General features: G+C 58.7%; 9 protein-coding genes and 4 pseudogenes. 5 read left to right on the plus strand and 8 right to left on the minus strand.

The features are described 5' to 3' along the window. The first annotated feature begins 441 nt into the window (after positions 1–441). The 3 genes from ACVWW1_RS16050 (at position 442) to groL (ending at position 4,287) form a co-directional block, all read left to right on the plus strand. Positions 442–1,164 (plus strand): L,D-transpeptidase family protein, encoded by a 723-nt coding sequence (locus ACVWW1_RS16050; RefSeq protein WP_456656499.1) that lies wholly within the window; start codon positions 442–444, stop codon positions 1,162–1,164. An 879-nt stretch (positions 1,165–2,043) separates the two neighbouring features. Continuing rightward, positions 2,044–2,586 carry an Hsp20/alpha crystallin family protein gene (locus tag ACVWW1_RS16055; protein ID WP_456656500.1) on the plus strand — a complete coding sequence of 181 codons (543 nt, stop codon included), beginning with the start codon at positions 2,044–2,046 and terminating at the stop codon, positions 2,584–2,586. A 78-nt stretch (positions 2,587–2,664) separates the two neighbouring features. After that, positions 2,665–4,287 (plus strand): chaperonin GroEL, encoded by a 1,623-nt coding sequence (groL, locus tag ACVWW1_RS16060; RefSeq protein ID WP_456656501.1) that lies wholly within the window; start codon positions 2,665–2,667, stop codon positions 4,285–4,287. A gap of 633 nt (positions 4,288–4,920) precedes the next feature. Here the strand turns inward: groL and ACVWW1_RS16065 are convergent. The 8 genes and pseudogenes from ACVWW1_RS16065 to ACVWW1_RS16100 all read right to left on the minus strand — a co-directional run bounded on the left by ACVWW1_RS16065 (position 4,921) and on the right by ACVWW1_RS16100 (position 11,353). Then, positions 4,921–5,742 carry a universal stress protein gene (locus ACVWW1_RS16065; RefSeq protein ID WP_456656502.1) on the minus strand — a complete coding sequence of 274 codons (822 nt, stop codon included), beginning with the start codon at positions 5,740–5,742 and terminating at the stop codon, positions 4,921–4,923. Positions 5,743–5,845: 103 nt separating this feature from the next. Further along, positions 5,846–6,292, minus strand: coding sequence for a baeRF12 domain-containing protein (locus tag ACVWW1_RS16070; protein ID WP_456656503.1), 447 nt, complete (start codon positions 6,290–6,292; stop codon positions 5,846–5,848). Between the two features lie 59 nt (positions 6,293–6,351). Continuing rightward, positions 6,352–8,393 (minus strand): annotated as a pseudogene (locus ACVWW1_RS16075) (protein-L-isoaspartate(D-aspartate) O-methyltransferase). A gap of 33 nt (positions 8,394–8,426) precedes the next feature. Beyond that, positions 8,427–8,750 carry a BA14K family protein gene (locus ACVWW1_RS16080; protein WP_456656504.1) on the minus strand — a complete coding sequence of 108 codons (324 nt, stop codon included), beginning with the start codon at positions 8,748–8,750 and terminating at the stop codon, positions 8,427–8,429. Between the two features lie 179 nt (positions 8,751–8,929). Beyond that, a pseudogene (locus ACVWW1_RS16085) lies at positions 8,930–10,114 on the minus strand (ATP-dependent metallopeptidase FtsH/Yme1/Tma family protein); the annotation flags it as partial. Positions 10,115–10,243: 129 nt separating this feature from the next. After that, positions 10,244–10,522 (minus strand): annotated as a pseudogene (opgC, locus tag ACVWW1_RS16090) (OpgC domain-containing protein); the annotation flags it as partial. Positions 10,523–10,529: 7 nt separating this feature from the next. Next, positions 10,530–10,658: an OpgC domain-containing protein gene (opgC, locus tag ACVWW1_RS16095; protein WP_456656689.1), complete on the minus strand. Its 129-nt coding sequence runs from the start codon at positions 10,656–10,658 to the stop codon at positions 10,530–10,532. Positions 10,659–10,759: 101 nt separating this feature from the next. Next, positions 10,760–11,353: a nitroreductase family protein gene (locus ACVWW1_RS16100; protein WP_456656505.1), complete on the minus strand. Its 594-nt coding sequence runs from the start codon at positions 11,351–11,353 to the stop codon at positions 10,760–10,762. 146 nt (positions 11,354–11,499) lie between these two features. Between ACVWW1_RS16100 and ACVWW1_RS16105 the strand changes: the two are divergent. Beyond that, positions 11,500–12,220: pseudogene (locus tag ACVWW1_RS16105) on the plus strand (CBS domain-containing protein). Beyond that, positions 12,202–12,477 carry a ChaB family protein gene (locus ACVWW1_RS16110; protein ID WP_456656506.1) on the plus strand — a complete coding sequence of 92 codons (276 nt, stop codon included), beginning with the start codon at positions 12,202–12,204 and terminating at the stop codon, positions 12,475–12,477. The pseudogene ACVWW1_RS16105 and the gene ACVWW1_RS16110 overlap by 19 nt, the downstream one beginning before the upstream one ends. Positions 12,478–14,023: the final 1,546 nt, after the last annotated feature.

Below are 14,023 nucleotides of genomic sequence, written 5' to 3' on the forward strand. Positions count from 1 at the left end.
GGCATTCGCGCGCGATGTCGAACGTCGGCGCGGCCTTCGCCACAGAGGTTGGTGGTAGCGCAGCCAGGACTACAATTGGCAAGTGCAATAACATCAAACCCTCCAGTATTATCTCATGGCATTTTTCTTTCCATACCGCGCACCTCTGAGAGTTGATCCGGATCAAGAAGGCCGAGACGATAACCAAGGTCTACTGTCTAACCGCAGGCGCCTCGCCGCAGAACGGTTGCCGCGGCCCGTGTTTTAAGCAAGGCGCCCGTCATCGACGTGTCTTGTTTCCTAGTCTTCGTGGCATGGCAATTCAGCGAAACGCTCCTTTCGCACTGATTTTTTCCGGAGCCGTCATGGACCAGGACTCCTCGGACGCCCCCCCGAACACGCGCGGGCCTGACCGAGGCAGAAGCGCATGTCGGCCTCGCGATGGGCAAACGGGGCACAGACGTGGCGCGCGAGGCCGCCGACATCGTCTTGCTCGACGACAGCTTCCCATCCATCATCGGCGGCATCCGGCTTGGGCGTCGGATCTTCGCCCAATCTGCGCAAGGCGCTGATCTTCATTACCGCCACTCACATTCCAATTCCGGGACGGGCATTGCTGCCTATTCTCTTGAAGTCTTTGATCTCTATCATGTCTCTTGCCGAATTCTTGGGTTATGCAGGTGTTGCCGGCGACCGAGCCGGAACGTCAAAGAGAAAATCAGCGCACTCGGCCGTGGTCGGGGTGCGCATCCCGCCATGAACGTGCGCATCCGCCCTCTTCTCATAACTAGCCTGCTGTTGGGCTTTACGGCCGACGGTGCATGGGCAAGCATGGCTGTGCGAATTCAACTTTCGCTGCAAAACATGACGGTAACTGTCGACGGCACCGAATTCGCGACCTGGCCGGTGTCAACCGCCCGCAAAGGCTACCGGACGCCGGTCGGCATCTACCACCCCTATCAATTGGAGCGGATGCATTATTCCAAACTCTACGACTACACTCCGATGCCTTATTCGATCTTTTTTCACGCCGGATACGCCGTTCACGGCACCACTGAAGTCCGCAATCTGGGCCGCCCGGTGTCCCACGGCTGCGTCAGGCTCGGCCCGGACGATGCGAGATCACTATTCCGGTTGGTTCAAAGCCAGGGATTGCAAAACACGACGATCGAGATCGTCGAGTAGCGCCAGGATAGCGCCAATCGACACCACTTCAGTCAACGCAGTTTCAGTCAGTTGGCGCGATCAGGATCGCCCTTAGACGACGCGCAAGCAATTCTGAAACTCCGGCCCGGTTGAGGTGATCAGTATCGCAATAGAACCTGGGCTCCTCCAGCTCGGCGGAAACACTGTAGAAGCCAATGCCCAAATTCGCGATTGCCGCGTTACCGCTTCGTCAAACGCGACCCCATTCGGCAGGAGAGCTCGGAACCGAACGGACGCCGACAGCGACACGGACATTTCGCTGCTTTGCAAACTCAAGCAGCTTCACAAACCCCGTCGAATAGCGGGCCGCCACTGCTTGACGTCCGGCCTCCGGGAAACGGTAAGCAATCCGACTTTTTTATTAGCTGTTCCTAAGGGGCCGGTTGGCACGATCGAATAGCAACTCTTCGTCCAGGCGTCTTTTTGGAAATGATCGCGATCATTGATCTTCGAGAACCCGGTGATCTAGTTTGCAACTGCGCACGGATCGACGCGATCGTGTCGACTATACTGCAACAGCCGCCAGACCATATCGAAATTGATGGCGTGACTCTGGGTAACGTACTTGCGCTGTCATGGAAAGTAGCAAGATCTCCCCGACAAACGAGGGAGGCTTCTCCGAACCCGCATGCGTCTCCCCATGTTCGTGCCGGCGAAACACCGGTCTGCAGTGAATGTCATCATGCGCTTCGTTTGTCGGACGTTTCTTGCAGCTCGTGCCACGGCGAGTTTCAGTTCAGCGTGAAACGAGCGTGTCGCTCGCCGTTTTCTGAGCGACACCTTTGTTGATCGAGATCAAGGAGGCTCTCTCTTCCCGGCATATGCTTTGTCAGCAAACCTCGAAGGAGAGTATTCGCCATGGCGGAAGCTGCCACCAAGTTACCCATCAAGACTGAAGGGAATCCGGCTGCGCAACCTACAAGGTCCCCGGATTGGCAACCGTTCGAAGCTCTACGCAATCAGGTCGATCGGCTGTTTCATGAGTTCCAGACTGGATTCCTGCAGGCTCCGTCCTATCGTTCGCTGTTGGACATCGAACCCTTCTGGCGCCGTGATTACGGGTTCAACGTCAGGCCGGCTATCGATATCGTCGAAAAGGACAAGGCGTTCGAGGTGACCGCCGAACTGCCGGGCCTCGATGTCAAGAATATCGATCTTCATCTTTCCGACAATGTGCTGACGATCAGGGGCGAAAAGCAGGAAGAGAAAGAAGAGAAGGCCAAGGACCACTACGTTTCGGAGCGTCGTTACGGCTCGTTCCGTCGGTCACTTCAGGTGCCCGGGACCGTCGACATCGACAAAATCGAAGCACATTTCAAGGGCGGCGTTCTGACCGTCACCCTTCCGAAGTCGCCGGAAGCGCAGAAGAAGCAGAAGACCATCCCTGTGACACCGAAGTGAGTGAACCGCTGGCCTCACCGTTGTACGTGATCGGTGAGGCCGCAGCGTTTTGACGATAGCGCCCGGAGACGCAGCGAAATGGCCCATAAGCAGATCCTGTTTCATTCCGCGGCCCGAGAGAAAATCCTGCGCGGCGCAACGCTGCTGGCGGATGCTGTCCGCGTTACGCTCGGCCCCAAGTCGAAATCGGTCCTGATTCAGAAGAGCTGGGGGGCGCCGATCGTCTGCAATGACGGCGTTACCATCGCCAAGGAATTTGACCTCAAGGATCCGGAAGAGAACCTCGGCGCTCAAGTGCTTCGCCAGGCCGCAGAGAGAACCGGCGACGTTGTCGGCGATGGCACTAGCACGTCGACCATTCTTGCCCACGCTATTCTTGCCGATGGCGTGCGCAACGTTGTGGCTGGAGCCAGCGCGATCGATCTCAAGCGAGGACTTGATCGGGCAGCCCGCGTCGCGATCGAGGCACTTCACGGAATGTCGCGCCCGGTGAATTCCAAAGCGGAGAAGGCTCAGGTTGCAACCATTTCAGCCCACAATGACGCCGCGGTGGGCACCCTGGTTGCCGACGCCATCGAGAAGGTCGGCGGCGAAGGCGTGATCTCTGTCGAGGAATCGAAGACCACCCAGACCACACTGGATGTCGTCGAAGGTATGAAGTTCGATCGTGGCTTTATTTCACCTTACTTTGTAACCGACGCGGAGCGCATGGAAGCGGTTCTTGAAGATCCGTTAGTGCTGCTTTGCGACCACAAAGTCGGCGCCTTGCGCGATCTTGTTCCCATCCTGGAGCAGGTCGCCAAGTCGGGCCGATCGCTATTGATCGTCGCCGAAGACATCGAGGGGGAAGCACTAGCGACCCTGATCGTCAATCAGCTTAGAGGCGTCCTTAAGGGCTGCGCCGTCAAGGCGCCCGGCTTCGGAGATCGGCGAAAGGCAATGCTGGAGGACATCGCGATATTGACCGGTGCACAGGTCGTGTCCGAAGAACTCGGATTGAAGCTCGAGAGCGTGACGCTGCAACAGCTGGGCCGCGCCTCACGGGTGGTGGCCGACAAGGAGAATACCACGCTGATCGGCAGCGGCGGCGATCGCTCCCGGATCGAAGCGCGCATTCAACAGATCCGGCGAGAAATCGAGAAGACAACCAGCGACTACGATCGCGAGAAACTCGAGGAGCGGCTTGCCAAGCTCGTCGGCGGCGTTGCCGTCATTCGCGTCGGAGCTCCCACCGAGGCCGAAATGAAGGCAAGGAAGGAGGCGTTGGATGACGCCATCAGTTCCACCAAGGCCGCAGTGGCCGAAGGAATTGTGCCTGGCGGCGGTCTCGCACTACTGAAATGTATCGACGCGGTCACGCGGGAAGAAACCACCTGCGAAGGTGACGAGAAGACCGGCATCCAGATCCTGAGACGAGCGCTCGAAGCACCGGCGCGGCAGATTGCGGAGAATTCCGCTGTAGATGGTGGCGTGGTGGTTGCTCGCATGCTGGCAGGCCACGGCAACTTTGGTTTCGACGCCGCGCGCAAGGAATACGTCGATCTTGTCGAGGCCGGTATCGTCGATCCAGCAAAGGTGGTGCGAACCGCATTGGAGAATGCGGTCTCCGTCGCTAGCGTGCTGCTGCTCACCGAAGCGACGATGACGGAAGTTCCGGAGACGAAAAGGGAACGGCCGGCCGAGCCAGAGATGGCCATGTAGCTGACTTGCTAACCGCGGCTTGGAAAGGAGCAAGTATATTCGAAGGAGGAGCGCCAATGAACTACTCCAGGCGAGATTTCCTGTCCGCGGGCGCCGCAGCCGCACTCTTAATGGAGGCAGGAAGTGTGTTTGCGCAAGGCGCTGCGCTGCTGCATCCGAATCGCCACTAAGCGGAGCCGGCGCGCTTCCAAACAATGAGAACCGGCTTCGGATAATCAATCTACCGCGACCAACCGCCGACTTGCCGATCACTTGATCTCGCTCAACACCAGACCGGTTATAGGGGCTCATACAGGATTGCCCTTTCAATTCGTGAGCCCTGCGATGACGAAAGCACCACCCCTTCCCAATTTGTCGATCTCTCCGGAGAAGGCGTTCTTCATTGGGCAACGGCCTGGAATCTCAGTCCTCGAACAAGGGTGGGTCCGGTTGGTCGCTGCGCTGGATTTGCTCGACCGACTGGTTGTGTTCTGCGGGGATCTCGCGTTCGACGTCAACCTGCTCTTCTTCGATCAGGCCCCGAGGCTTCGCCTGTCTGTTCGGAGAGAGGCGCACGCCCTTTCCGCGGAGGCGTTGCTGATTGCGAAAAATTCCGCGGGCTTGTGTATGGCATGTGCCTCGCAACCCATGACCTCAATGGGACATCAGACAGCAGATCGGGCTCGAGGCTAGCAAATCGCGCGTCATACCGCCAAAGACCCACTCGTTGAGCCGGCTGTGGCCGTAAGCCCCAGTCACCAGCAAATCGGCCCCCTCGTCTTCGGCCAGCCCGATAATCTGATCCGCCCCCGATCCGGGGGCCTGGACTTCGACTCGGGATTCAGCCTTGATCCTGTGATGCGCCAGATAGCGAGTGACGTCGTCGACATGAAAACGCGCGATGTCCATCTGGTCCTTCCCGCAAATCTCTATAACGGTCACGCGCCTCGCTTCGTGGAGGAACGGTAACGCGTCCTGGACCGCACGTCGCGCCTCACGCGTGTCCTTCCATGCAACCACGACGTGGTCGGCGACCAAGGATTTCACTGCTGCAGGCACCACGAGGAACGGACGGCCGGCTCCCAGAATGGCCGCGCCGACATCGACATTTCGATGAATAGCGGCCGCGGACCTGGTTTTCTCGATCAGAATCAAATCCGCACAGCGCGCTTCGCTCAACAGGGACTGGGTCGGAAACTCAATGGCCGATCGCCATTCGGCCTTGCGATCGAGACCGGCTGCCGATCCAAACTTGCTTCCAGCGTCGGCAAGCGCCGCCATCATCTTCGCGATATCGACCTCCGATGCGTTGTCGACGATGACAACACCTTCGGCGACGAGAGGCGGGACGATGGCAAGAGCTGAACAGCCGATCAGCTTGGCTGAGAATTTGTCAGCGACGCCTGCTGCGACGCCGATCAGTTGCTTGGAAACGCGGTCCGCATTCACACAAACCAGAAGCGTCGCGTAGGACATGGCGGCTCCTCATTTGGCAGTGGCGACATACGACCACGTCTCGGCCCAATCCTCTTGACTCAAATCAAATCCTTGCGGGCAGCCCGGTTCAGATGAAGCCGCTTCAGGCGGCGTCAAGATGCCTTTCAATTTCGCTGATTGGAACTTTCGTCAGGTCCTTGTTTATCTCGGCAACAATGCACGCCTTGACATCGGAATGGAACGAATTTCGTAACTCAGCGAGCGTTCTCGGTGGCGCTACCACAATGAGGGCCTTCGCCCTGCTGGTCCGGACTAGCTTTTCCATGGCTGCGGCGACCTTTCGCGCAAAGTGATGCTCTTCGATATCATGCCAATCGGTTGGCTCGACAGCACTACGGCGGCCTGGCAGTGCCGCTTCGCTCATACGTCCCGGTCGGTCGCTGCCCTGATCGTGAGTTGACGGATTTACGTCTTCAAAAACCTCCTCAGCCCTGAGATTTGGAGATATCGCGTCGCCATCGTTTCGCAGGAACAAGGCCTTTCGGCCGTCGCCGACAAACACCAGGGCGTTATGCGGGATTTTTGGCATATTCGTGCGCTCCTTTGACCGGCACCTGCACCCGAGCCACGTCTCCGTACCTTGGCCTTTCACACGCCGAACGGATAGGTATCAGGAAGCCCCTTGATCTCAGCGGTCTCCAACGGGGTCACGGCACGGGTATCGTCGAACCAGATGTACTCATCAAACTGTTGCGGCAGGGTGGCCCGGAAGTAATGGCTCGCGAATTCAGTCTCGGGCCGGTAGATCACGCCGATTGCCCGCTCAAGACGCTCCTTGCCAAGACCAGCCGGCCCGTACAGATCGCTGCGGCCGCGCAAGCCCAGCATAAAGCGGGCCAGCCCGGTTGCGTGACATAACTGCTCATAGCTATTCGGAAGCGACGGCCGAACCTTCTTCACTTCCATCGGACCATCCCAGTCTGATGCTGCGGCAACTGTCCCGCTGTGGGTGCCGAACCCGACCAGATAGGCCTGCTCCCCGAACTCCTTGCGGCAAAGTTGACCGAGATTGTACTCACCGCGAACAGCCATCTCGGTCGCTCCTGCGTTGCCCACGTGCGAATTGTGCGCCCATACCACGGCTTTGCTGTCCGGACCGTGAAACGCGAGCAAATTCTTCAGCGTCTCGAACATATGGCTGTCGCGCAAGTTCCAGGACGCGCGTGAGCCGTAATACATGACGCGGTAATAGCGCTCCGCGTTCGCAACGAGACGCGCGTTCTGTTCGGCATCGAGAAAACGTTCGCCATCATGCTCGGCGTAAGTTCGGCGCTTTGCAAGAAGGTCGGTGAGGGCGCCTACTACGTGAGATTCGCATGTGGGATAGGATCCAGTCAACGCCGCATGACCGTACGTGGCCGGGTCGCGCTGCCAAGGCGTCAGGCAACCGTAGCGTTCGCGGGCGACGCTCGCCGATTCCGGATCGACATCATCGAGGTAGTTCAGGACAGAGCGGATCGAGTCATAGAGGCTGTAGAGATCAAGACCATGAAATGCAACGCGCTTGTTGCGTTCGAGTGTGCCATTGTGTTTGCGAAGCCAACTGACGAAATCGCGCACCTCGGTGTTTCGCCACATCCAGGTCGGAAACCGCGCAAAAGCAGTCCACTCGGACGGCGGATACTGGAAGTGTCGCACGTAATGGTCGACGCGCGCGGCATCTGGCCAGTCGGCCTCGATTGCAACAAAGCGAAAGCCCTTCTTGACGACGAGATCGTGGGTGATGCGCTCGCGCATCCGATAGAATTCCGAGGTGCCATGGGTCGCCTCGCCGAGCAGCACAATCCGAGCTGGGCCAACCCGGTCCATCAAGGGGTTGAGATCGGCAGTCTGGATCGATGAAAACGATTCAGCAGCATCCGCAAGGTTACGGACCAATTGTTCGTCCGTTGATACAGGACGCGACACCCGGCGCGCACGCGCGGGGCCGCCGCCTGTGGCGGTCTCCCAACCCTCTTCCCCGATCAATGGAACGAAGCGAACGTCGGCAATATCTTCGCTGCGATACTCGTTGGTTGAAACGCGGGTGACCCGCACCAATTCCTGACTGCTTTGGTCCGCCCCCACCGGGATCACCAGCCGGCCCCCGATCTTCAACTGCTCCTTGAGAGATTCCGGAACTTGCGGCCCGCCGGCGGCGACCACGATGGCATCAAACGGAGCGTGGTCCGGCCACCCCTTAGTGCCATCGCCATGCAGGACATGAACGTTGTCATAACCGAACTCGGCCAGTGTCGCCGCGGCTCTCTCGGCGAGCGTGCCGAGCCGTTCGACCGTGTAGACGTTGGCCGCGATCTCCGACAGCACCGCCGCGGCATAGCCGGAGCCTGCTCCGATCTCGAGAACCTTTTCTCCGCCTTTGAGCATCAAGGCCTCGATCATGAAGGCGACGATGTAGGGCTGCGAAATCGTCTGATCGCCCGCGATCGGAAGCGGCGAATCCTCGTAGGCAAATTCACGAAGTTTTTTTGGCAGGAACACTTCGCGCGGCACCTTCCGCATCGCATCAAGTACCAACTCGTCGCATACGCCGCGCGCAGCGATATCTCTCGCTCGACCATCCGCTTCCGAAGCGATGGAAACGATGTCATTTCACTGGAAGGCGGGTCCTTGAAGGTCGGAACTGCCATGATGATGGCTCTCTGCCAAGGTTAACTTATCAACTATCGACAATAATGCCTACGTCCGTTGCGACCCCAATAGGTTCCACTGACAGGATCGGAAGAACGGTAACGTGAAGAGCAATAAGCCTCCCGGCCCGGCGCACCGTATTCGGTCGGCCCGATGGACCGCGGAGGGTAATATCCATAGTTGGGATATGGCTCTCCAGCACCTCCGCCATAGTGACCACGCCAGCCGACCGGCGTTGCGTCCGTAGCAGTCCCGGACGCGGTGGAGATGGCTGCCGTGAGCAACGGAGCCGCCGAAACAGTCTCGCCTGCCGACACGACAATAGCGATCGCACTAGTCAATTCTAACAAGCGCATGCATTTTCGATACTAAAAATATTCGCATCCTCGTCCGATCAGTTTGATCGACATCAAGGGCGACCGGCTTATTCGGCGCCCAGCGGAAAGTAATCCGCGTGGTCGCCGGGGCGTTCAGGACTCACCATTGGCAACGATCCCGCTCGGACAGCTCAACGTTCGTCTACTGACGTGAACTCTCAGGCTGCCGCCTGATTACCCTCGGCAGCGCCTGGGGAGCGCAACGGAGCGAATTGCTCGGCCGCGAGGGATTCTTGCGCTATGAGAAGGGCAACGCCGGCCTCAAGATCCGCCCGCCGCTTCTCCAGATTCTGTCTTGCGCAAACGTCTCCGGCTTCAATCAGCTCACGCACGGCGAGATCGATCTCTCGCCCCGTTGTCTCAGCGGCGCCGACTACTGTGTCCTGCATCGCAGGCAGGAAGGCCTGCGGCCGGGGCGCATAGGTACGCTGTCCAACTCTTGTATCCATTCCGTATTTGGTCACCATCTCAACCGCGATCTCCGTCGCCCGCTGCAATCATCGGCGGCTCCTGTCGACACGTCACCATCGTAGATCAGCCGCTCGGAGGTACGGCCTCCCATCAATACCGCAATGCAGCTCCTCAATTCACTTGGTGAAAGCAAGAACCGGTCTTCAGTCGGCCGCTGCATGGTATAGCCGAGCGCACCAACGCCCCGGGGTATAATCGACACTTTCTGGACGGGATCGACACCAGGCGGGCTCGCAGCAACAAGTGCGTGGCCCATCTCGCGATAAGCGACCCTTCGGCGCTCCTCTTTGCTGAGCACCCTGCTCTTTTTCTCAATTCCGGCGACGATTCGTTCGATAGCGACGTTGAAATCGTCGAAGCCGACCTCATCGGCGTTTCGCCTCGTCGCGGCGATGGCGGCCTCATTGATCAGATTGGGCAATGTCAGCGCCGGTGAAGCCGGCGGTGAGACTTGCGATCCTGTCCAGATCGACACCCCTGCTGACCCTTATTTTGCTGATATGTACCTTAAGGATGGCAGCCCTGCCATTCGTGTCCGGCCGATCCACCAGCACCTGGCGGTCGAACCGCCCTGCCCGCAACAGCACTGGATCGAGACTCTCGGGTCGATTGGTGGCCGCCAGCAGGATCACGCCCACTCTCGGATCGAAGCCGTCAAGTTCGGCGAGCAGCTGCTTTAAAGTCTGCTCTTTTTCGTCGTAGCCGCCAAATGCGCCGGGAGTTCGATTGCGTCCAAGCGCATCAAGTTCGTCGATGAAGATGATGCAAGGCGCTGCCTTGCGCGCCTGCTCGAATAGGTCGCGAACCCGGGCTGCAACGACCCCAACGAACATTTCGACAAACTCCGAGCCGGAAATGGAAAAGAAGGCGACCCGGCCTCTCCGCCGGAACGAATCTCGCCACGAGGATGGCGGTAGCCAGAAAATGCATGAGCCGTTGCGGATCCAAGTTGAGATCAGCAGGGACACACCTGGAAACTTCAATATTCCCCAGAGGACAGGTGCAAACGACAGACGGAAGAGCACAAAGGTCGGCAACGCATCCGTGTTCACGGGGCGGTACTGCAGGATCGCCGCACGGGTCAGTGGCACACCCGGCGCTTGCAGCAGAACTTTCACGTTGGCTTCGTCCGCCAATTCAGCGCTTCTCGAGCCCTGCGCGACCATCACAAGCACTAGGATCAGAATGAGGAACGCTGCATAGATTTCCCAGCTTCGCAGCAGCGCGTGCGCGAAGACTGCGGCCCATCCCTCGCGAAGCCGGCGCGCGTGGTACGCCAATCACAGGTCACGCCGGAGACGAACATGAGACTTCGGACGCATCGCTGAAGTGGCGCAGGGTCAACCAACCGCAGACGTCGTCGAGGATGTGATCGAGGAAGATACACCAGCGGGCAATGCTTCGGCACAGGTCCAGCCGGAGATCGCGTTACGCGGCCGCGCCGGCGCCTCGCTCCGACTGAAAAATGAGGAGCAGCACATATGCCCTACGAGACCCGTCGCATCGCTTGTCGGCCCCTAAGGCGTCCAGGAGAGAATCATGGGCGGCTTGCGAACGCCGGCAGACTGCGGTTCGCTTGGTATCCCGACGATGATCGGGGCGACCGCAGCTCCATCCTCCGGAATGCCGAGCTCGGCCTTCACCTCGGGCGTGTTCAAGACACTTACGGCAAATCCGATGCAGCAGGTGCCGAGCCCCTGCGCCGTCGCTGCCAGCATAAGGTTTTCGGCCGCCAGCCAACAATCTGCATCAACGAACGGCCCCTTTGCCTTGCAGCAGATGACGATAAGTGTGCCGGCGTCGTAAAAGATGTTGAATTCCGGATCGGAGATAACCTGCATTGCCTGCGGTTCGGCTTTCTGGAAATGCGAGGTAGCTTCTTGCTGGCCAAGCAACAAGGCCTTCGCGCGATCCGAATACCGCCGCAACAGCTTTTTGTCCTGGATGACCACAAATGCCCACGGCTCAAGGTGAAACGCCGTAGGCGCATGCACGGCCGCATGCAACAGTTGCTCGATGGTCGCCCGCTCGATGATCTCGGGCGCAAAGCTTCTCACGGCTCGTCGCTGATAGATAGCCGTCATCGTATCCAGCTTCGAATAGGTCAACATGGCGTGTCTCCGCTCTGGAGAACCCGATTCAATAGATCATCGGATTTCCTGTCCCTTGATCGAGCGCAACTTTCTACCTGCTTGATGCAGATCAAGCCCCTTGGTCACGCGCTAGTTAGGCTTCAAACACGCGATGGGAGGAGCATATGCGAGCGTATCAGTCGCAAGACGTCGTTTCGGTCGCGCCCGAGGCCGATGTGGCGATTGCCGCGAGCCTAATGCTTCAAAAGCACGTCAGCGGGCTTCCTGTGGTCGACAACGGAGTACTGGTGGGCATCGTCTCGGAGGGAGATTTTCTCCGTCGAAGCGAACTCGGCACGCAACGAAGGCGAGCGCGCTGGGTCGAACTGATCCTCGGCCCGGGCAAGGCGGCCGAAGACTACGTTCGCGCGCGCGGCCGCAAGGTATCGGAGATCATGACACCATCTCCAATCTCGGTACCCGAGCGCGCCAGCTTGGGCCGAGGTCATCGATGTCATGGAGCAGAACAGGATAAAGCGTGTTCCGGTCACGCGTGATGGCAAGTTGGTTGGAATTCTGTGCCGGTCCGATCTCCTGCGGGCGGTAGCTGGCTTGGTTCGCCACGCGCCTGATTCAACTGCGGATGATGAGGAAATTCGCAAGCGCATTATCGATGAAATCAAGAAGAACGACTGGAGCCCTCATGGATTGAACGTGATCGCCCGCGATGGAGTCGTCCATCTCAGCGGGATCATCACCGATGATCGATACCGGGCCGCCGCCGTCGTTGCCGCAGAAAACGTCCGTGGGGTCGTCAAGGTCCACGACCATCTGCGCTGGATCGATACATTCTCCGGCATGTCCGCCAGCTCGCCCGAGGACGAGGAATGGGCCAACGTTGGTTAGCAGAGCTGGATATGCCCTACCCCTCGAACGATGATCTGCCATTTCCGGTCCGCAGTCATCTGCCGGCGCATGCGCAGGATATTTATCGCGAAGCCTTCAACCATTGCTTTGCAGCGCATGCAGACGAAAGCAGGCAGGAAGAGATCGCTCACCGAACTGCATGGGCGGCGGTCAAGCGATCCTACGTCAAGGACGGAGATCGCTGGGTTGCGCGACAAGCTCGCCGTGGCGGCTACGCCGTACCCAGCCGTGAATAGACCGACGACTGCGACTAAGAACGCATTGGGCTGCACACGGACAAGAGAAACATGTGGCGCATTGACTGGCAATTGCTCTGTCGTTCCGAATCGAAGCACGTCAACGAGTCATGTTCGCGTCTCTCCGACCGCCGCGCGCCGGATTTGACCTGCCACCCCCGCCGAGTCTGTTCTATGAATTTGACCATCAAGATGGAGCGAAACGACGTCTCAAATGCCCGAACAAGCGATAGGCAGATTTTGGAGCAATCCAAAAAAGCCGCTTTGCTGGTCGGCGCGCCGATCTCCGCGACTTTGGCGCAATCGCCCCCCTCGTCCCGAGCCAGTCTGAGCGATATGTCTCACAGCTCGGCGGCATCATGATCGCCGCCCAACTGCAATCCCAAGCTCTGGTCGGCCGGCACCGGTCGGAACTGGCTGCTTGCGGCCTATGAGCTACGTCAGCTCAGAGAGTTTCGTGGAAGCCGCAATGCTCTACTCTGGTATCCCGTCTCGAATGTCACGACGCTCGCTTCGTCAGTCGACTCCATCTCAAAGGCGGTTGAAAAGGACGTGAACGCATTCGTGAAGGACTACAGCGAAATGACAAAGGGCTGCAACGGCTGCCATCGATCGATGGATCGTGCTTTTATCTTGATGCGCACCCCGACCGGGCAGCCCCTCACCAATCAGGTTTTCTCGCCCAAAGCGGAGCCATAATCCAGATTGATTCAGTCGGCTCATCGCAAGCGCGACGGCGCAGTCACGCTCCCGACGTGGTGCATCAATCGATCGACCCATTTCGCGAGATTGACTGGCGACGCCGGGCCGGTTTGCGATCGGCCGCCGCGATAGACTGCCACCGAGACTAAGAGCGCGCCGCTGCGTGATTTTGCTCGATCAGGAGGTTCGGCGGCCTCGCTTCCACTCAGTTTGTTCCGGCCGGAGGGCTACCTTCCTTATCCAATGAGGGATCTGTTGCCAGAGCGGGCTGATGCGCCCCTTCGATGGATCAATTTCGAAAACGCGACGAAGGTGATTTTACGAGAGCTGCGTTGCAAACGTTACCGCTCGACGCTGATAGATGGCACTGAGCGCATCTAGCTTTGTTTCAGCAAGCATTTCTGGCACGATGATCGCTTATGAAGATCCTCGACGTTAGGTCAGGCAGGCGAGATAGATGACCGCGATACTGAGGGCGGTTGCAATCGACCAGAGCGCGGGGTCAAAGGGCTCGACAGCGACCTGAGTTTTCATTTTGGTCCTTGGCATGGAATTCCTCCGGACTACCGAGCGACAATTGCCGTCGAGCTGCTCATGCTCATCGGCTTTCCAAGGTTGAGTACTGCGGTTCTCTCCGTCGGCACGGACTGCGTGTAGGCACTGAGGTCTAGGGTAAGGCCGCAGACAACCGCTACCGCCATTCCGGCGACGACTACGACTTTGAGGTGCGTTGCGCGGTCGGCGCTGTGAATCGAATGGTTCATTGAAACCTCCGAACCTTCTATGGTCTTCCGGAGTGTTAACGAAAGCCCGTCGCGCCGCCATTGCGCGTCTTGCCGTAGGG

The organism is Bradyrhizobium sp. JR3.5, from assembly GCF_054057015.1.

What these genes read in the sequence shown, in the direction of transcription:
- ACVWW1_RS16080 (WP_456656504.1), bottom strand. Translation starts at nt 8,750, where the DNA reads ATGCGCTTGTTAGAATTGACTAGTGCGATCGCTATTGTCGTGTCGGCA.
- ACVWW1_RS16100 (WP_456656505.1), bottom strand. Translation starts at nt 11,353, where the DNA reads ATGTTGACCTATTCGAAGCTGGATACGATGACGGCTATCTATCAGCGA.
- ACVWW1_RS16110 (WP_456656506.1), top strand. Translation starts at nt 12,202, where the DNA reads ATGGGCCAACGTTGGTTAGCAGAGCTGGATATGCCCTACCCCTCGAAC.
- ACVWW1_RS16055 (WP_456656500.1), top strand. Translation starts at nt 2,044, where the DNA reads ATGGCGGAAGCTGCCACCAAGTTACCCATCAAGACTGAAGGGAATCCG.
- ACVWW1_RS16070 (WP_456656503.1), bottom strand. Translation starts at nt 6,292, where the DNA reads ATGCCAAAAATCCCGCATAACGCCCTGGTGTTTGTCGGCGACGGCCGA.
- groL (WP_456656501.1), top strand. Translation starts at nt 2,665, where the DNA reads ATGGCCCATAAGCAGATCCTGTTTCATTCCGCGGCCCGAGAGAAAATC.
- ACVWW1_RS16065 (WP_456656502.1), bottom strand. Translation starts at nt 5,742, where the DNA reads ATGTCCTACGCGACGCTTCTGGTTTGTGTGAATGCGGACCGCGTTTCC.